We start from the raw sequence: 17,111 nt of genomic DNA, 5'->3' as shown, positions 1-17,111 counted from the left end.
CGGGGCAGGCGTGGGGCTGGAATTTCAGCTTGCCTGCAGCATTTCGTTGTGCAGCATGTGCTCCAGGCTCTCGCGCTGGCGGATCAGGCGGCTTTGCGCGCCGTCGACCAGCACCTCGGCTGCGCGTGGGCGGCTGTTGTAGTTGCTGGCCATGCTCATGGAGTAGGCACCGGCCGAGCACACGGCCAGCCAGTCGCCCGGGGTCACTTGCAGCTGCCGGTCGTGGCCGAGCCAGTCGCCGCTTTCGCACACGGGGCCAACCACGTCGTACTGCTGGGGCGCGGCGGCATGGGCCGTCGCGGCCTGCGCCAGCGGCACGATGGCGTGGTAGGCCTGATACATGGCCGGGCGCGGCAGGTCGTTCATGGCGGCATCGACGATGCAGAAATGCTTGTCCTGCCCGGGCTTGAGGTAGAGCACCTGCGTGATGCAAACCCCGGCATTGCCCACCAGCGAGCGCCCGGGCTCGACCATGAAATGGCGCTGACCAAAGCCGCGCGCATCGGCGCGGGCGAACAGCTGTTGCCACAGCGCGTGTGGCGAAGGCGGGGTTTCGTCGCGGTACTGGATGCCCAGGCCGCCGCCAAAGTCGATGTGGCCCAGGGCGATGCCGGCCGCCTCGATGCGCTCGACCAGATCAAGCAGCCTGTCCATCGCATCCAGGTAGGGCGCCTGCGTGGTGATTTGCGAGCCGATGTGGCAATCGATGCCCTTGACCTCGATCCAGGGCAGGCTGGCGGCGTGCTGGAAGGCGGGCAGGGCGCGCTCGTGCGCGATGCCGAATTTGTTGCCCTTCAGGCCGGTGGAGATGTAGGGGTGGGTTTGCGCGTCCACATCGGGGTTGACGCGCAGGCTCACCGGGGCCTTGCGCTGCAGTTGCTGTGCCACTTCGTTGAGCACGTCCAGCTCAGCCTCGCTTTCGACGTTGAAGCAGCCGATGCCGCATTCCAGCGCGAAGCGCATCTCGGCGCGGGTTTTGCCCACGCCGGAAAACACGATACGGCCCGGTTCGGCGCCAGCGGCCAGGGCGCGCTGCAATTCCCCCTGGGAGACGATGTCGAAGCCGCAGCCGCGCTGGGCAAAAAAGCGCAGGATCGACAGATTGGAATTGGCCTTGACGGCGTAGTGCAGGCTGACCTGGCGCCCGGCAAAGCCCTGCAGATAGGCATCGAGCGCCGCGCCCAGCGCCGCTTGCGAATACACGAACAGCGGCGTGCCGTGTTGCTGTGCCAGCGTGTGCAGCGGCACGTCTTCGGCGTGCAACTGGCCATCGCGGTAGTGAAAAAACGGGGCGCCGGGAAGAGAGGTAGTCATGATCGGGGCAAGGGCTGCGCCCGTGCGCCTGCGATGGGGGCAGGGCGGGCGCTGGCGAAAGTGAAAGTACCAAATGAAAGTACAACAGCGCGCAAAAGGCGCGCGCTGTGTGCTGAAGACAAGGTGCCGAAACGGCTCAACGCGCCGGGGCGCCCGGGTGTGGGATGGAAGAGGGCGAGCCCGGGGCCGCCGGCTGTGGCGTCGCGGCCGTGCCGGCATCGGCTGGCGGCGGCAGGTACAGCGGGCCCGACTGGCCGCAGCCTGCCAGCGCCGCAGCCAGCAGGCCGTGGGCACAGGCGCAGATTACAATTTTGCGGATTGAAAGCATCCGGGAATTGTAATGACAGACTTGGAATACGCCGACCGCGCCGACGCCCTGCTGCTGCAGGTAGAGCAGGCCTGCGACCGCATCCTTGAAACCACCGATGTGGATCTGGATGCGCAGCGCGTGGGCGGCATGGTGACGATCGTGTTCCCCAACGGATCGCAGCTGGTGATCAATGAGCAAAAGCCCTTGCACGAGATCTGGCTGGCCGCCAGCGCAGGCGGCTTTCATTTCAAGTTCGAGCAGGGCCAGTGGCAGGACACCAAGGGCAGCGGCGAGTTCTTCGCGCTGCTCAACCGCTTTGCCAGCGAGCAGGCTGGAACGGCGCTGGACTTTGCAGCGGCCTGAACCAGCCTGAGCTGCCCGCGTGGCATTTTGCGGGCTCTTTTGCTTCAGTTGCTTGGCGCTGGATAGCGCACATCCAGCACCAGCAGGCGCTGCGGCCCGACCGGGGTGTGCAGCAGCACCTCATCGTCGATGCGGGCCTTGAGCAGGGCGCGCGCCACGGGCGAGATCCAGCTGATGCGCTGCTGCAGGCTGTCGGCCTCGTCGATGCCGACGATGGTCACGCTGTGCTGCTGGCCGTCCTCGGTCTCGTAATCGACGCTGGCGCCAAAGAACACCTGGTCCTTGCCGTGGTGCACGCTGGCATCGACGACCTGGGCGATCTCCAGCCTTTTGGTGAGAAAGCGCACGCGCCGGTCGATCTCGCGCAGGCGCTTCTTGCCGTAGAGGTAGTCGCCGTTTTCCGAGCGGTCGCCGTTCTTGGCCGCCCAGTGCACGGTATCGACGATGCGCGGGCGCTCCTCTTGCAGCAGGGTCTTGAGCTCGGCGTGCAGGCGCGCGTGGCCTGCGGGCGTGATGTAGTTTTTCGCGCCAGCGGGCAGCGCCGGTCTGGATTGGGCTGGCTCATCCTGTTCGGGCTGCTCGGTGTCTTCCTTGACGAAGGCCTTGTTCATCGGACGTACCTCACTCCAATTGCCAATCGGGCGATGTTCGCAGGCGTGCAGCCAGCGCTGGGGTTGCAACAGACCGGGGCGCCATCGCGCATGGGCTTGCAAATTGCAAAGGCTGCAAAAACTTGCGCGAATCCAGCGGCACAGAAGGCGTTGCGGCTTCTTCCCTTGCTGCCATGGAAAAAGCCCGCCTGGCCGGAAACAGCGCAAGCGGGCTTTCAAAAATGGCGCGGCTGGCAGGATTCGAACCCACGACCCCTTGGTTCGTAGCCAAGTACTCTAATCCAACTGAGCTACAGCCGCAAAACTGACAATCCCTGTCGCTGGCCAGAGCCACCAAAAAAATGGCAGCGCACCGGGCGCAACAAGACTTTGAAAATGGCGCGGCTGGCAGGATTCGAACCCACGACCCCTTGGTTCGTAGCCAAGTACTCTAATCCAACTGAGCTACAGCCGCTGAAAACAAAGATTCTAGCACAAAAAAACTGCTTCTCGGAAAAACAAGGCCCTCAGGCCACGGGCGCTTTTTCAACGCCAATGGTGCGCGCCAGCCAAGGCTTGCGCGCCAGGCGTTCGGCCTCGAAAGCGCGGATCTTGTCGGCGTGGCGCAGGGTCAGGCCGATGTCGTCAAAGCCGCCCAGCAGGCAGTATTTGCGGAAGGGCAGGATGTCAAAAGGCAGCTCCTCGCCCTGGGGCAGCACGATGCACTGGCGCTCCAGGTCGATGGTCAGGGTGTAGCCGGGGAAGGCGTAGACCTCGTTGAACAGGCGATCGACGACGCTGGCCGGTTGCACGATGGGCAGCAGGCCGTTCTTGAAGCTGTTGTTGAAAAAGATGTCGGCGTAGCTGGGCGCGATGATGGCGCGAAAGCCGTATTGCGCCAGCGCCCAGGGGGCGTGCTCGCGCGAGGAGCCGCAGCCGAAGTTCTGCCGCGTCAGCAAGATGGTGGCGCCCTGGTAGCGCGGCTGGTTGAGCACGAAGTCCGGATTGGGCTTGCGCTCGGACTCGGGCACGCCCGGCTGGCCGGGCTGGTCCAGGTAGCGCCATTCGTCAAACAGGTTGGGCCCGAAGCCGGTGCGCTTGATGGACTTGAGGAACTGCTTGGGGATGATGGCGTCGGTGTCGACGTTTTCACGGTCGAGCGGCGCCACCAGACCTTGGTGGGTGGTGAACTTTTGCATGTCAGTCGGACGAAGGCTTGGCGGCGCGCTGCTGCGCGCGCCAGAGGCGGAATTTGTGCTCGAAGCCCAGCAGGCGGCTGAGCTCGAAAAGCAGCAGGCCCAGCAGCATGCTGCCGAACTGCAAGGGCCTGAGCGAAAACAGCGAGCTGAGCAGTTCCAGCACCTTGGGGCCGGCTTTGTGGATGGGCACCAGATCCACGGCCACCAAGACCCAGAGCAACTGCAGCGGCGCAAGCACGGCCATCAGATAAATCAAGGCCATGCCGGCACGGCGCAGCCAGGTGATGGGGCCAGGAAACAGATAGGCGTCGAGCAGGTGCGGGTCCTGGCTCAGAAGAGTCAGGCGGTACAGCGGCAGGGCCAGCACGAGCGCGGCCAGCAGCAGCGAGACCAGAGTCATCAGCAGGCTCATGAGCCGGCTGATGTCCCAGTAAAGCACTTGCAGGATGCTCAGGAGCAGCACCAGCAGCGTGGTGCCGGCCGAGAGCATCAGTGCGATCAGGTTGATCGCATAGGCCAGGCGGAAGTTGGGCGTGACGCGGAGCATGGGCGCAGTACTGGCAAGAAGTGATGGGTCGCAGCCCTCTTTCTGAGAGAGAGGAGGGCTGCGGCCAGCGAGCCGCCGGGATTACTTGGCGGCGCGTTCGATGGCGCGGCCGCCTTGCTGCACGTCCTGGCCGACGCCTTGCACGGTGTTGCAGCCGGCCAGGGCCAGGGCGGCGACGAGGGCGGCCAGGATGCTGGATGCGATGGTTTTCATCATGATCTCCTTGTGGGGGCTGCCCGGGCATTTTCTGCAAGGCAGCAGGGTTGTGAAAAAGGCTGGGCAGTTTGTAGCCCAATCGCGCCGGCCAGGCAACTGCCAGGGGGCGCTCAATGTGTGCGCAATGTGCGTTCAGTGTGCGCTCAAGGCGCGCTCAGGCAAAGCGCCGGATGTCGACGAAGTGGCCATGGATGGCGGCGGCAGCGGCCATGGCGGGGCTGACCAGGTGGGTGCGCCCGCCGGCGCCCTGGCGGCCTTCGAAGTTGCGGTTGCTGGTGGAGGCGCAGCGCTCGCCCGGCTCCAGCCGGTCGGCGTTCATGGCCAGGCACATGGAGCAGCCCGGCTCGCGCCACTCGAAGCCGGCGGCCTTGAAGATCTGGTCCAGCCCTTCGCGCTCGGCCTGTTCCTTGACCACGCCCGAGCCGGGCACGACCATGGCCAGCTTGATGTTGCGCGCCACTTTCTGGCCGAGCTTCTTGACCACGGCGGCCGCCTCGCGCATGTCCTCGATGCGGCTGTTGGTGCACGAGCCGATGAACACCTTGTCCACGAAGATGTCGTGCAGCGGCTTGCCCGGCTCCAGCGCCATGTAGCTCAGCGCGCGCTCCATGGCGTTGCGCTTGACCGGGTCTTTTTCCTTGTCCGGGTCGGGCACGCTGGCGTCGATGCCCAGCACCATCTCGGGCGAGGTGCCCCAGGTGACCTGCGGCACGATTTGCGCCGCATCGAGCTCGACCACCTTGTCGAACACGGCGCCGGGGTCGGAGTGCAGGGTCTTCCAGTACTGCACGGCCTGTTCCCACTCCAGCCCGGTGGGCGCCAGCGGTCGGCCCTTGATGTAGTCGATGGTCTTGTCGTCCACGGCCACCAGGCCGGCGCGCGCGCCGGCTTCGATGGCCATGTTGCACACCGTCATGCGCCCTTCCATGGACAGGTCGCGGATGGCCGAGCCGGCAAATTCGATGGTGTAGCCCGTGCCGCCGGCAGTGCCGATCTTGCCGATGATGGCCAGCACGATGTCCTTGGCGGTGACGCCGGGCGCGGCCTTGCCCTCGACCTTGATGAGCATGTTCTTGGCCTTCTTGGCCAGCAGCGTCTGCGTGGCCATGACGTGCTCGACCTCGCTGGTGCCGATGCCGTGCGCCAGCGCGCCAAAGGCGCCGTGCGTGGAGGTGTGGCTGTCGCCGCAGACCACGGTCATGCCCGGCAGCGTGGCGCCGTTTTCCGGGCCCATGACGTGCACGATGCCCTGGCCTTTGGACATGAAGGGGAAGAAGGCCGCCGCGCCGAATTCGTTGATGTTGGCGTTGAGCGTGACGATCTGCTCCTTGCTGATCGGGTCCTCGATGCCGTCGTAGCCGCGCTCCCAGCCGGTGGTGGGGGTGTTGTGGTCGGCGGTGGCGACGATGGAGCTGACGCGCCAGACCTTGCGGCCGGCTTCGCGCAGGCCCTCGAAGGCCTGCGGGCTGGTGACTTCGTGCACCAGATGGCGGTCGATGTAGAGGATGGCGGTGCCGTCCTCCTCGGTGTGGACGACGTGCTCGTCGAAGATCTTGTCGTAGAGGGTCTTGTTCATGGGGCGGGGCGCTCAGGTGACGATGGATTTGGGGGGGCGCATTAATGGGCGCGCATTGTAGGTGGGCTTCTCAAGTCTGGGCGGGCGGGGCCTGGGCGCGGCGCTGCAAATGCTCGGCCAGCAGGCGGGCCGCTGGCGGCAGGGCCTCGAAATCGCGTGCAATCAGCCAGGACTGGCGCTGCGCCCAGGCGTCGAGCAAGGGCATGGCGCACAGCCCGCCCCAGCTTTGCATCAGCGCAAAGGCGCGGTCGGGCATGAGGCCGATGCCCAGGCCGTTGTCGATCATGCGGCACATGGCATCCAGCCCGGTGACCTGGATGCGCTGGCGCAGGGTCTTGCCCGCCGCCGCCGCGGCCTGGCGCATCAGCAGGCCGATGCTGCTGTCGCTGTGCAGGCCGACGAAATCGGCCTCCAGGGCCTGGGCAAAGGCCAGGCCGTGTGCGCCGCCGGCGCTGGCCAGCCGGTGGCCGCGCGGCATGACCAGCACGAGGCGGTCACGGTGATAGGGGCGCGCCTGCAGCGCGGCGGGCGGCTGGCCGGGCGTGTGGCAAATGCCCAGGCCCACGGCGCCTTCCTGCACGGCGGCCAGGGTGTCGCGGCTCATGCGCTCTTGCAGGTCGATCTTGATGGCCGGGTGCTGGCGCACGAAGTGGCCCAGGTCCTCGGGCAGGAACTGCACGATGGCCGACAGGTTGGCAAACACCTGCACATGGCCGCGCACGCCTTCGGCGTATTCCTGCAAATCGCTGTGCAGGCGCTCGATCTCGTTGAGGATGCTGCGCGCGTGCTGCAACAGGCTTTGCCCGGCTGGGGTGGGGCGCACGCCCCGGCTGTGGCGCTGCAGCAGCGGCATGCCGATTTCGCGCTCCAGATCGGACAGGCGCTTGCTGACCGCTGAAGCGGCGATGAACTGGCGCTGCGCCGCATGGCCGATGCTGCCGCTTTCGCACACGGCCACGAACAATTGCAGAGTCGTCAGGCTGGGCGGGCGCAGCAGGCGGGGGGCGTGGGCTGTGGGCGTCATGGTTTCTGGCATCGCTTTTTGCGAATATGGAGAATTATTTCCGATGAAAACGCCGATTGGATTCGTGAATGGCGATGGCTTGCCTGGTGATTGGGCAGCTCACACTGCACTGGCCCTGAGCGCGCGGGGATTTTTGCCGCCTCTGCCTCTTTTTGCCGCCTGTTACGTGCGTTGGGCGCACTGGCCAGGCGGCGCCAGTTGACTTTTATCTACAATCGCGCGCTTCATTTTTTTGAAGGGCATGCCGGGGCGCTGTGATTGCGCTCTTGCCCAGCCCGTTTGATCGACTTGACTACTTCACCAATGAACAATGGACACCGTCTTCTGAAGATTGCCGTGATTTACGACGGCAGCTTCTTCTGGCGCATCAGCAACTACTACCGCTTCACCCACGAACGCCAAAGCCATTTGAACATTGGCGCTTTGCACAACTACCTGCGCCACCACATCAGCGCCATCGAGAAAGACGGGCTGATCGGGCTGTGCCAGATTGCCGAGGCGCATTTCTTCCGTGGCCGCTTCTCGCTCAAGGCGGTGCAGGCCACCCGCGACCCGCTCAAGCAGCTGGAGACGGACCGCTTCCAGGACCAGGTGCTGATGTGGGCGGGCGTGATCCCGCACTACCAGCCCATGAACGAGGCGGTCAGCCCGCCGGAGGAGAAGGGCGTGGACATCAGCCTGGCGCTGGAGACCTACGACCTGGCCTTGCACCACCGCTTCGACGTCGTGGTGCTGTTCACCGGCGCGGCCGATTTCTCGCCGCTGGTGCGCAAGCTGCAGGGCATTGGCTGCCGCGTGATGGTGCCCGAGTTCGACCTGCCCAACTACGCCAAGACTTCCCAGCGCCTGCTGGAAGAGGCTGCCTACGTGCTGCCGCTGTCGGAGCTGATCGACGGCCGCGTGGACGACGAATACGAAACACTGCTGGAAGAAGTCTTTCGCTGAACGCACTGCATGGGCAGGCCAAGCCTGTGGCATAGTGGGCAGCCCCTGTGCCCAGCCTGCGCGCGATGGCGCCAGGCGCGCGGGCGCAGTGAATCCCTCACAGGGCCTGTCCTCCACAAAATCGCCGCGCACGGCGCTCGCCCCAGCTCATCCAGCCCGACCGTTCCTGTTTGCGGCGCGGCGTGGGGATTTGGGAGGCAGGCTCCCAGCCCAAGAAGGGGGCCAAAGTGCTGCACCGCAAGTCTTGTCAAGTCTGGCGTCGTTGGGGCGCATGGGCCGTGGCCTGGGCCATGGCCCTGGGCGCGGCGGCGCCTCTGGCCGGGGCCGAGCCTGCGCCACAGGCCTCGCAGCCGGTGCAGCCGGTGCAGCCGGCGCAGATGATGCTGGCCCAGGAGTATCGCGGCCAGGCCGTGGCCGGTTGGTTGATGAGCGAGAAGCTCGATGGCGTGCGCGCGTTCTGGGATGGGCGCCAGCTCATCGGGCGCTCGGGCAAGGCCTTCACGGCGCCAGCGTGGTTCACGCAGGGCTTTCCGCCTTTCGCGCTCGATGGCGAGCTGTTTGCCGGCCGGGGCCGCTTTGAGCTGGCCGCAGCGGCCGTGCACAGCAGCGATCCACAGGCCTGGCAGCCACTGCACTATGCGGTGTTCGACGTGCCCAATGCCGCAGGCGGCCTGCTGCAGCGCCTGCAAGTGCTGCGCGATTACCTGGCGCAGGGTGCGGCTGCCGGTGCGGCCGGGGCTGCGCCAGAGCGCATCCGCATCGTGCAGCAGCGCCCGGTGGCCGATGCGGCGGCGGCGCAGGCCTTCTTGCGCGAGATCGAAGCCGGTGGCGGCGAGGGCGTGATGCTGCGCCATCCCCAGGCGGCCTACCCGCGCGGGCGCAGCGAGCTGCTGCTGAAGATGAAAAGCGCGCACGATGCCGAGTGCGTCGTGGTCGCGCACCACCCGGGTCGGGGGCGCTTGCAGGGGCTGCTGGGCTCGCTCAGTTGCGAGAACGCGCAAGGCCGCTTTCGCATCGGCTCGGGCTTCAGCGACCGCGAGCGCAGTGATCCGCCGCCCATTGGCAGCACCATCACCTACCGCTATCGCGGCCTGACGGCCAAGGGCCTGCCGCGCTTTGCCAGCTTTGTGCGCATTCGCCCGGCGCAGGGCGATTGAGCGCTTGGCCTGGGGTATAAACGGGCGCTGGCGCTGCCTTGGGGCTTGTGAGTTTCTCTTGCGGGATGCACAGCCGGGGGGCTTGCCAGTCCTGAACATCCCTGCACATGCCCAGCCAGCCCATTGAAGACGCCCCCACCGTGCCGCACAGCATGGCCCGCCCGCTGTCGCCGCGCCGGCGCGCCTGGCAGCGCTTTCGGCGCAACCGGCTGGGTTATTGGAGCCTGCTGCTGTTTGCCGCGCTGCTGCTGCTCAGCCTGATGGCCGAGCTGCTCTCCAACGACAAGCCGCTGCTGATGCGCTATGAGGGGCGGATTTACCTGCCGCTGCTGCACAGCTACCCGGAGACCACCTTCGGCGGCGATTTCGAGACCGAGACCGATTACCTCGACCCGCTGATCCTGCAGCGCATCACCAGCGCAGGCAATTGGGCGCTGTTCCCGCCCAATCGCTATGGCCCCAAAACCATCAATTACTACAGCAGCGCCCCGGATCCGGCGCCGCCCTCGCGCCAGAACTGGCTGGGCACGGACAACCGCGGCCGCGATCTGCTGGCCCAGCTCATCTATGGCTTTCGCGTCAGTGTGCTGTTTGCGCTGGCGCTGACGGCCATTGGCGTGGCGCTGGGGGTGGCCGCCGGCGCGGTGCAGGGTTTTTTCGCCGGCAAGGTCGATTTGGTCGGCCAGCGCTTTCTGGAGGTCTGGGGCTCCATGCCCGAGCTGTTCTTGCTCATCATCCTCAGCGCCATCTTCCAGCCCAGCATCGGATTGCTGCTGCTGATCCTGAGCCTGTTTGGCTGGATGGGCCTGTCGGACTACGTGCGCGCCGAATTCCTGCGCAATCGCCAGCTCGATTACGTCAAGTCCGCGCGGGCGCTGGGCGTGGGCAACTGGCAGATCATGCGCCGCCACATCCTGCCCAACAGCATGACGCCGGTGGTGACTTTCCTGCCATTTCGCATGAGCGCGGCCATCGCCTCGCTGGTGGCGCTGGACTTCCTGGGCCTGGGCGTGCCGCCGGGCACGCCCTCGCTGGGCGAGCTGCTCAACCAGGGCAAGAGCAATCTCGACGCCTGGTGGATCGGGGTGTTCACCTTCTTGCTGATGGTGCTGACGCTGCTGCTGCTGACGCTGATGGGCGATGCGCTGCGCGATGCGTTGGACCCGCGCAAGCAGGCCGCATGAGCGGCATTCCAACAGCCCCATGCACCCTTGCCCGATGAATCAACACTCCAACCTGCAAGCCAATGCCCAGCAGCCTTTGCTTGACGTGCAAGGGCTGAGCGTGGCCTTTGGCAGCCAGCAGGTCGTGCGCGGCGTGGATCTGCGCATTGCCCAGGGCGAGCGCCTGGCGTTGGTCGGGGAGTCGGGCTCGGGCAAAAGCGTCACGGCGCTGAGCCTGCTGCGCCTGCTCGAAGGCGCGCAGCTGGGCGGCCGCGCGCTGCTGGCCGGGCGCGACCTGCTGACCATGGGCGAAGCGCAGCTGCGCGCCGTGCGCGGCGGCGAGGTGGCGGTGATCTTTCAAGAGCCCATGACCGCGCTCAACCCGCTGATGACGGTTGGGCGGCAAATTGCCGAGGTGCTGCAGCTCAAGCAAGGCCTGCCGCTGGCCGCCGCGCAGCAGCAGGCCGTGGCCTTGCTGGAAAAAACCGGCATCCCCGAGCCCGCGCGGCGTGCGCGCAGCTATCCGCACCAGCTCAGCGGCGGCCAGCGCCAGCGCGCCATGATCGCCATGGCGCTGGCCAACCGCCCGGCGCTGCTGATCGCCGATGAGCCCACGACGGCGCTGGACGTGCAGCTGCGCCAGCAAATCCTGCAGCTGCTGGCCGATCTGCAGCGCGAGACGGGCATGGCCATCTTGCTGATCACGCACGATTTGAACCTGGTGCGCCAGTTTGCCGACCGCATCGCCGTCATGCAGGCCGGGCGCATCGTCGAGCAAGGCCCGGTGCAGCAGCTGTTCGCGGCGCCGCAGCAGCCCTACACCAGGCAGCTCATCGGCAGCCGCCCCGTGCGCGACGTCGTCGAAGCGCCCGGCACGCCCCCTGCGCAGCAGGCGGCCCAGCCCGCGCCGGCCATCGAGGCGCGCGGCCTGGCGGTGCACTACGAGGTGCCCATCCCCGGTCTGCGCGGCTGGCTGCGCAAGGGGCGTTTTACCGCCGTGCAGCCCATGGATTTCACGCTCGCGCCGCAGCAGACGCTGGCCATCGTGGGCGAGTCCGGCTCGGGCAAGACCACGCTGGCCCAGGCCGTGCTGGGCCTGCTGCCCATGCAAGGGCAGCTGCGCATCAATGGCCAACCCTGGCAACAGCCGGCCATGCGCAACAGCGCGCACAACCAACGATTGCGGCGGCAGATCCAGGTCGTGTTCCAGGATCCGTTCTCGGCCCTGTCGCCGCGCCTGACCGTGGGCGAAATCGTCGAGGAGGGCGCGCTGGCGCACGGCTTGGGCCTGAGCGCGGCCCAGCGGCGCGACAAGGCCCTGGCGCTGCTGGCCGAAGTGGGCTTGAGGCCGGCGCAATTCCCCCAGCTGCTGGAGCGCTACCCGCACGAATTCTCCGGCGGCCAGCGCCAGCGCATTGCCATCGCCCGGGCGCTGATGGTCGAGCCCTCCATCCTGGTGCTCGACGAGCCCACCAGCGCGCTCGACGCCACCATCCAGCAGCAGGTGCTGGCCCTGCTGCAGCGCCTGCAGCGCGAGAGGGGCCTGGCCTATTTGCTCATCACCCACGACGTGGACGTGGTGCGCGCCATGGCCCACCACGTGCTGGTGATGAAGAACGGCCAGGCCGTCGAGGCCGCCCCTGTCGCGACCATGCTGCAGCGCCCGCAGCACCCCTACACCCAGGCGCTGCTGGCCGCCGCCCAGGCCCAGGTCCCGCCGCTTGCATGAACGGCGCAGGACGCGCAGGGCGCGCCCTGGCGTTTGTTATACAATGCGCGGTTTGCAGCGTTTTTGCCCCGCAGCGAAACGGCACGGCTGATGCAGCGCCTGGCTTGCCAGGCTTTTGTTTTGCAGCCCGCGCCGCCCACCACCTAAGAGGCTCCGCTCCAAGAAGAGCACCGACCGTGGCAATAGGGCAAGTTTCTTGTTTTCAAAGGAAAACCGCATGTCTACATTCAGCGCAAAACCCGCTGAGGTGCAACATGAGTGGTTTGTGATCGACGCCACCGACAAGGTGCTCGGCCGGGTAGCCAGCGAAGTTGCCCTGCGCCTGCGCGGCAAGCACAAAGCCATTTACACACCTCACGTTGACACGGGCGACTACATCGTCGTCATCAACGCCTCCAAGCTCAAGGTCACCGGCAACAAGAGCCTGGACAAGATGTACTACCGCCACACCGGCTATCCTGGCGGCATCCGCGCCACCAACTTCCGTGACATGCAGGCCAAGCACCCCGGCCGCGCACTGGAGAAGGCCGTCAAGGGCATGCTGCCCAAGGGCCCGCTGGGCTACGCCATGATCAAGAAGCTCAAGGTCTATGGCGGCGCCGAGCACCCGCATACCGCCCAACAGCCCAAAGCGCTGGAAATCTAAGGAGCCTGCAACATGATTGGTGATTGGAACAATGGCACCGGCCGCCGCAAATCCAGCGTGGCCCGTGTCTTCCTGAAAAAAGGCTCCGGCAAGATCGTCATCAACGGCAAGGAGATCGAGAACTACTTCGGTCGCCAGACCTCGATCATGATCGCCAAGCAGCCCCTGGTGCTGACCGACCACGTCGAAACCTTCGACATCCAGGTCAACGTGCACGGCGGCGGTGAATCCGGCCAGGCCGGCGCAGTGCGCCACGGCATCACCCGCGCGCTGATCGACTACGACGAGACGCTCAAGCCCCAGCTGTCCGCTGCCGGCTACGTCACGCGCGACGCCCGCGAGGTCGAGCGCAAGAAGGTTGGTCTGCACTCCGCCCGTCGCCGCAAGCAGTTCTCCAAGCGTTAATTGCCTTGCTGCTGTGCGAGACAAAAAGCCATGCTTGGCAACAAGCATGGCTTTTTTTGCGTCCGGCTCCCAGCCTTGCGTCTGCCTTGGCGCACTGATCCACAGGCTTGCAGATTCGGCGGGCCAGGTCGCCGCCTGGGCAGAGTGGGGTGCCGCAGCGGCGATAATCGCGCCCACTATGAGCGGCAGCACCTTTGGAACCCTATTTCGCGTCACCAATTTTGGTGAATCCCACGGCCCGGCCATTGGCTGCGTGATCGATGGTTGCCCGCCGGGCATGGCGCTGGCCGAGCCCGACATCCAGCGCGAACTCGATCGCCGCCGCCCTGGCACCAGCCGCTTCGTCACGCAGCGCAACGAGCCCGACCAGGTGGAAATCCTCTCGGGCGTTTATGAGGGCAAGACCACCGGCACGCCAATCGCGCTGCTGATCCGCAACGTCGATCAGCGCAGCAAGGATTACGGCGAGATTGCGCGCCAGTTCCGCCCTGGCCATGCCGACTACAGCTACTGGCACAAGTACGGCATCCGCGATCCGCGCGGCGGCGGGCGCTCCTCGGCGCGCCTGACCGCGCCCACCGTGGCCGCCGGCGCGGTGGCGCGCAAGTGGCTGCAAGAGCAGTACGGCACGCAGCTGCACGGTTTCATGGCGCAGCTGGGGCCACTGGAGATCGGCTTCGAATCGCTGGAGTGCGTGGCGCAGAACCCGTTCTTCGCCCCGGTGCGCGACACCAGCGCGCTGGAGCAATACATGGACGCGCTGCGCAAGCGGCACGACTCCTGCGGCGCCATCGTGCGCGTGGTCGCCAGCGGCGTGCCCCGGGGCCTGGGCGAGCCGCTGTACGACCGGCTCGACGCCGACATCGCCTACGCCATGATGGGCCTGAACGCCGTCAAGGGCGTGGAGATCGGCGCGGGCTTTGCCAGCGCCACGCAGCTGGGCAGCGAGCATGGCGACGCGATCACCCCGCAGGGCTTTGCCAGCAACCACGCCGGCGGCATCCTGGGCGGCATCAGCACCGGCCAGGACATCGAGGTACGTATTGCCATCAAGCCCACCAGCTCCATCCTCACGCCCCGGCCTTCGATCGACGTGGACGGCAACCCCGTGCAAGTCGTCACCAAGGGCCGGCACGACCCGTGCGTGGGCATCCGCGCCGCGCCCATTGCCGAGGCCCTGCTGGCCCTGGTGCTGATGGACCACGCACTGCGCCAGCGCGCCCATGCGCCGGCGGCCATCCCCGTGGCCTGAATGGGCCTTGAGCCCTGCCTGGGCAGGGGCCAGAGGCGCCCCCTGAAAAGTCTTTGAACAGAGCCGCTCAGCCGCGCGCTTGCTGCAGCCGCCACAGCGTGGCGAAGTGGCTGATGGGGCCGTGGCCCTGGCCGACCTGCAGCGCATCGGCGTGGCGGATGCTCTCGGTCAGCCAGGCCTTGGCGCGCGCCACGGCCTCGGCCCAGTTGGCCGTTTGCGGGCGCAGCGTGGCCAGCGCGGCGGAGTACGAGCAGCCCGTGCCGTGCGTGTTGCGCGTGACGATGCGCTCGCCCGGGAACTCCTGCACGCTGCCATCGGGCGTCACCAGCGCATCGGGCGCCAGCGCACCTTGCAGATGGCCCCCCTTGGCCAGCACGTGCACCTGGTAGCGGCTGGCCACCTGCTGCGCTTGCTGCAGCACCTGCGGCCAGTCGCTGGCCTCGGGGGCATCGGCCAGCACGGCCAGCTCGGGCATGTTCGGGGTGATGAGATCGGCTTGGTGCAGCAGGGCGCGCAGCGCATCCTCGGCGGCGGCGTCCAGCAGCCGGTCGCCGCTGGTGGCGACCATCACCGGATCGAGCACCAGCACCGGCGGGCGATGCTGGGCCAGCCAGTCGGCGACGGTGGCGATGATGTCCACCGTGCCCAGCATGCCGAGCTTGAGGGCGTCAATGCGCACGTCGTCGCTGACGGCATCGAGCTGCTCGCGCAGAAAGGACATCGGCGGCACATGGATGGAGCGCACCCCCTGGGTGTTCTGCGCCAGCAGCGCCGTGACCACGGCCATGCCGTAGCCGCCGTTGGCGGCAATGCTCTTGAGGTCGGCCTGCACACCAGCGCCGCCGGTGGGGTCGGTGCCGGCAATGGTGAGCACGCGCGGGATGGCAGGCGCAGCCTGGGCCGTGCCGGTGGGGGAGGGGCTGGGGACAGAGTTCATGGGCATGCAGTGCGGATGTTCGGGCAAGAGAAGAAGGGTGGCGCAGGCATTTGGGGCAGGCCTTTGAATGGATTGCCTTGAGCGCGGGTTTTTATGCGCCACGCTGCCAGGCCTGCAGCAGCGCCTGCGCGGCCTGGCTGGGATCGGGCGCTGCGCAAATGGCGCTGACCACGGCCGCGCCATCAAAGCCTGCGGCGCGCAGCCCGGCCATGTCGCCGCTGCCGATGCCACCAATGGCCACGGCCGGCAGGCGCACGCGCTGGCGCAAGGCCTGCAGCGCCGGCAGGCCCAGCGCCGGCGGCGCATTCTTCTTGGTCGTGGTGGTGTTGAGCGGGCCGATGCCCACGTAATCCACCACGCCGCAGCGCTCGGCTTCGGCCAGCGCGGCGGGCGTGGCCGCGCTCAGACCCAGGATGGCTTGCGGGCCAATCAGCTGGCGCGCCAGCTCGGCCGGGATTTCCGATTGGCCAATGTGCACCCCGGCCACGCGCGCGCCGGCCGCGCGGGCCGCCAAGAACACGTCGATGCGGTCGTTGACCAGCAGCGGCACCTGCGCGGGCAGGACCTGGGCGACGGCGCAGACGCTGGCGAGAAACTCGCGCGCGCTGGCGTCCTTCTCGCGGATCTGCACGATGCGCACGCCGCCTTCGACGGCGCGCAGCACTGTCTCCTGCAGGCTGCGGCCGGCGCGGGCGCACTGCTCCGAATCGGTCACCAGATACAAAGCAAGATCAAGAGACATGGTTCCGGGCCTGTTTACAAGACTGAAGAAGTGACACTGGCAGCGCCAGCGCGCTCGATGCCCAGCACCCGCGCGTGCGCGAGCACATCGTGCGCCGTGATCAGCGCCAGCCGGTCGATGAACTGCACGGCAAAACTGCCTGGCCCCTGCTGCTGGCGGGCCACCTGCTCGGCGGCCATCTCTGCGGCGATGGTGTAGACCAGCACGGCCGCAGCGGCCAGGGGCAAATGCTCGGCGCGGGAGTTGGCCAGCGACAAAAACGCCGCCATCACGCTGCCCAAGGCGCAACCGCCGCCGGTGACCTTGGTCAGCAACGGCGTGCCATTGGCCAGGCGGATCTGGCGCTGTCCGTCGGTCAGAAAATCCACCGGGCCGGAGACCGCCGCCACCGCGCCGCTGGCCGATGCCAGCTGCATCGCGGCCTGCTCGGCCTGCGCCACGCTGGCCGTGGCATCCACCCCGCGCCCGCCCGCGCCGCAGCCGGCGGCGGCCAGAATCTCGGAGGCATTGCCGCGCACCGCGCTGGGGCGCTGCTGCAGCAACTGCGCCGCCAGCGCCGTGCGCACCGGCAGGCTGCCGATGGCCACCGGGTCGAGCACCCAGGGCGTGCCCGCCTCGGCCGCGGCGCAGGCGGCCTCCATCACCGCCTCGGCCTGCGAAGGCACGGGCGTGCCCAGATTGATCAGCAGGCCCGAGGCCATGCGCGCAAACGGCCCGGCCTCGCGCGGAATGTCCACCATCGCTGGCGCCGCCCCCAGCGCCAGCAGCACATTGGCGGTGAAATTGGCCACCACCGTATTGGTGATCGATTGCACCAAGGGCGCGCGCGCGCGCAGCAGCGTCAAGGCCTGGGCCGCAAACGCGGGCAGGCTCTCAGGGCTCAGGGCGGAGGCATCGGGCAGGGCGGCGCTGGTGGTCATGGCGTGGCATTCATCGCGGTGGCTGGTCGAAGAAGCGGCCAATCCTAACCGCAATCGCCCCGCTCACAGGGGCCAG

19 protein-coding genes and 2 tRNA genes are annotated in these 17,111 nt (G+C 67.2%); 8 read left to right on the top strand and 13 right to left on the bottom strand.

Features of this window, described 5'->3' with window-relative positions; translation table 11 throughout:
• Positions 1 to 24 precede the first annotated feature (24 nt).
• Together lysA and lptM are read right to left on the bottom strand one after the other, a co-directional pair.
• On the bottom strand, positions 25 to 1,314 hold the full coding sequence (lysA, locus tag CK625_RS03530; RefSeq protein ID WP_095538832.1) for a diaminopimelate decarboxylase: 1,290 nt from the start codon (positions 1,312 to 1,314) through the stop codon (positions 25 to 27).
• Between the two features lie 136 nt (positions 1,315 to 1,450).
• Positions 1,451 to 1,642, bottom strand: coding sequence for an LPS translocon maturation chaperone LptM (gene lptM / locus CK625_RS13570; RefSeq protein ID WP_143326165.1), 192 nt, complete (start codon positions 1,640 to 1,642; stop codon positions 1,451 to 1,453).
• A 12-nt stretch (positions 1,643 to 1,654) separates the two neighbouring features.
• Here lptM and cyaY point away from each other — a divergent pair, with 12 nt between their 5' ends.
• Positions 1,655 to 1,987, top strand: coding sequence for an iron donor protein CyaY (cyaY, locus tag CK625_RS03525; RefSeq protein WP_095538831.1), 333 nt, complete (start codon positions 1,655 to 1,657; stop codon positions 1,985 to 1,987).
• A 44-nt stretch (positions 1,988 to 2,031) separates the two neighbouring features.
• On the opposite strand, the gene greB is transcribed toward cyaY, so the two are convergent.
• From greB to CK625_RS03485, 8 genes are all read right to left on the bottom strand, one after another.
• Positions 2,032 to 2,598, bottom strand: a complete 567-nt coding sequence (greB, locus tag CK625_RS03520; RefSeq protein WP_095538830.1) for a transcription elongation factor GreB — start codon at positions 2,596 to 2,598, stop codon at positions 2,032 to 2,034.
• A 222-nt stretch (positions 2,599 to 2,820) separates the two neighbouring features.
• Positions 2,821 to 2,898, bottom strand: a tRNA-Arg gene (locus CK625_RS03515).
• A 76-nt stretch (positions 2,899 to 2,974) separates the two neighbouring features.
• Positions 2,975 to 3,052: transfer RNA gene (locus CK625_RS03510), tRNA-Arg, on the bottom strand.
• Between the two features lie 52 nt (positions 3,053 to 3,104).
• A complete protein-coding gene (leuD, locus tag CK625_RS03505) occupies positions 3,105 to 3,776 on the bottom strand; it encodes a 3-isopropylmalate dehydratase small subunit (RefSeq protein WP_095538829.1) in 672 nt (223 codons plus the stop codon).
• A gap of 1 nt (position 3,777) precedes the next feature.
• Positions 3,778 to 4,323, bottom strand: a complete 546-nt coding sequence (locus CK625_RS03500) for a hypothetical protein (protein WP_095538828.1) — start codon at positions 4,321 to 4,323, stop codon at positions 3,778 to 3,780.
• A gap of 81 nt (positions 4,324 to 4,404) precedes the next feature.
• Positions 4,405 to 4,536, bottom strand: coding sequence for an entericidin A/B family lipoprotein (locus tag CK625_RS03495; RefSeq protein ID WP_095539073.1), 132 nt, complete (start codon positions 4,534 to 4,536; stop codon positions 4,405 to 4,407).
• Between the two features lie 157 nt (positions 4,537 to 4,693).
• The gene (leuC, locus tag CK625_RS03490) at positions 4,694 to 6,115 is read right to left on the bottom strand and encodes a 3-isopropylmalate dehydratase large subunit (protein WP_095538827.1); all 1,422 of its coding nucleotides are present in this window, start codon (positions 6,113 to 6,115) and stop codon (positions 4,694 to 4,696) included.
• Positions 6,116 to 6,185: 70 nt separating this feature from the next.
• Positions 6,186 to 7,139: a LysR family transcriptional regulator gene (locus tag CK625_RS03485; RefSeq protein ID WP_095539072.1), complete on the bottom strand. Its 954-nt coding sequence runs from the start codon at positions 7,137 to 7,139 to the stop codon at positions 6,186 to 6,188.
• Positions 7,140 to 7,442: 303 nt separating this feature from the next.
• On the opposite strand from CK625_RS03485, the gene CK625_RS03480 reads away from it, so the two are divergent.
• The 7 genes from CK625_RS03480 to aroC all read left to right on the top strand — a co-directional run bounded on the left by CK625_RS03480 (position 7,443) and on the right by aroC (position 14,436).
• On the top strand, positions 7,443 to 8,084 hold the full coding sequence (locus CK625_RS03480; RefSeq protein WP_095538826.1) for an NYN domain-containing protein: 642 nt from the start codon (positions 7,443 to 7,445) through the stop codon (positions 8,082 to 8,084).
• A 278-nt stretch (positions 8,085 to 8,362) separates the two neighbouring features.
• Positions 8,363 to 9,241: a DNA ligase gene (locus CK625_RS03475; protein ID WP_238945475.1), complete on the top strand. Its 879-nt coding sequence runs from the start codon at positions 8,363 to 8,365 to the stop codon at positions 9,239 to 9,241.
• A gap of 107 nt (positions 9,242 to 9,348) precedes the next feature.
• Positions 9,349 to 10,425, top strand: a complete 1,077-nt coding sequence (locus tag CK625_RS03470; RefSeq protein WP_238945474.1) for an ABC transporter permease — start codon at positions 9,349 to 9,351, stop codon at positions 10,423 to 10,425.
• Positions 10,426 to 10,459: 34 nt separating this feature from the next.
• Complete coding sequence (locus tag CK625_RS03465; RefSeq protein WP_095538825.1) at positions 10,460 to 12,133, top strand: ABC transporter ATP-binding protein; 1,674 nt, start codon at positions 10,460 to 10,462, stop codon at positions 12,131 to 12,133.
• 217 nt (positions 12,134 to 12,350) lie between these two features.
• Complete coding sequence (gene rplM, locus CK625_RS03460) at positions 12,351 to 12,779, top strand: 50S ribosomal protein L13 (protein WP_095538824.1); 429 nt, start codon at positions 12,351 to 12,353, stop codon at positions 12,777 to 12,779.
• 12 nt (positions 12,780 to 12,791) lie between these two features.
• Entirely contained in the window at positions 12,792 to 13,184 is a 393-nt protein-coding gene (rpsI, locus tag CK625_RS03455; protein WP_095538823.1) for a 30S ribosomal protein S9, read from the top strand.
• A gap of 178 nt (positions 13,185 to 13,362) precedes the next feature.
• On the top strand, positions 13,363 to 14,436 hold the full coding sequence (aroC, locus tag CK625_RS03450; RefSeq protein WP_095538822.1) for a chorismate synthase: 1,074 nt from the start codon (positions 13,363 to 13,365) through the stop codon (positions 14,434 to 14,436).
• Between the two features lie 67 nt (positions 14,437 to 14,503).
• On the opposite strand, the gene thiD is transcribed toward aroC, so the two are convergent.
• The 3 genes from thiD to thiM form a co-directional block, all read right to left on the bottom strand.
• Complete coding sequence (gene thiD, locus CK625_RS03445; protein ID WP_095538821.1) at positions 14,504 to 15,373, bottom strand: bifunctional hydroxymethylpyrimidine kinase/phosphomethylpyrimidine kinase; 870 nt, start codon at positions 15,371 to 15,373, stop codon at positions 14,504 to 14,506.
• Between the two features lie 91 nt (positions 15,374 to 15,464).
• Positions 15,465 to 16,115, bottom strand: a complete 651-nt coding sequence (thiE, locus tag CK625_RS03440) for a thiamine phosphate synthase (RefSeq protein ID WP_095538820.1) — start codon at positions 16,113 to 16,115, stop codon at positions 15,465 to 15,467.
• A 14-nt stretch (positions 16,116 to 16,129) separates the two neighbouring features.
• The gene (gene thiM, locus CK625_RS03435) at positions 16,130 to 17,035 is read right to left on the bottom strand and encodes a hydroxyethylthiazole kinase (protein WP_172425075.1); all 906 of its coding nucleotides are present in this window, start codon (positions 17,033 to 17,035) and stop codon (positions 16,130 to 16,132) included.
• Positions 17,036 to 17,111: the final 76 nt, after the last annotated feature.

Origin of the sequence: Vandammella animalimorsus (assembly GCF_002285265.1) — a bacterium.
Taxonomy (GTDB): Bacteria; Pseudomonadota; Gammaproteobacteria; order Burkholderiales; family Burkholderiaceae_C; genus Lampropedia.
This window is presented reverse-complemented; position numbering and strand designations above follow the sequence as displayed.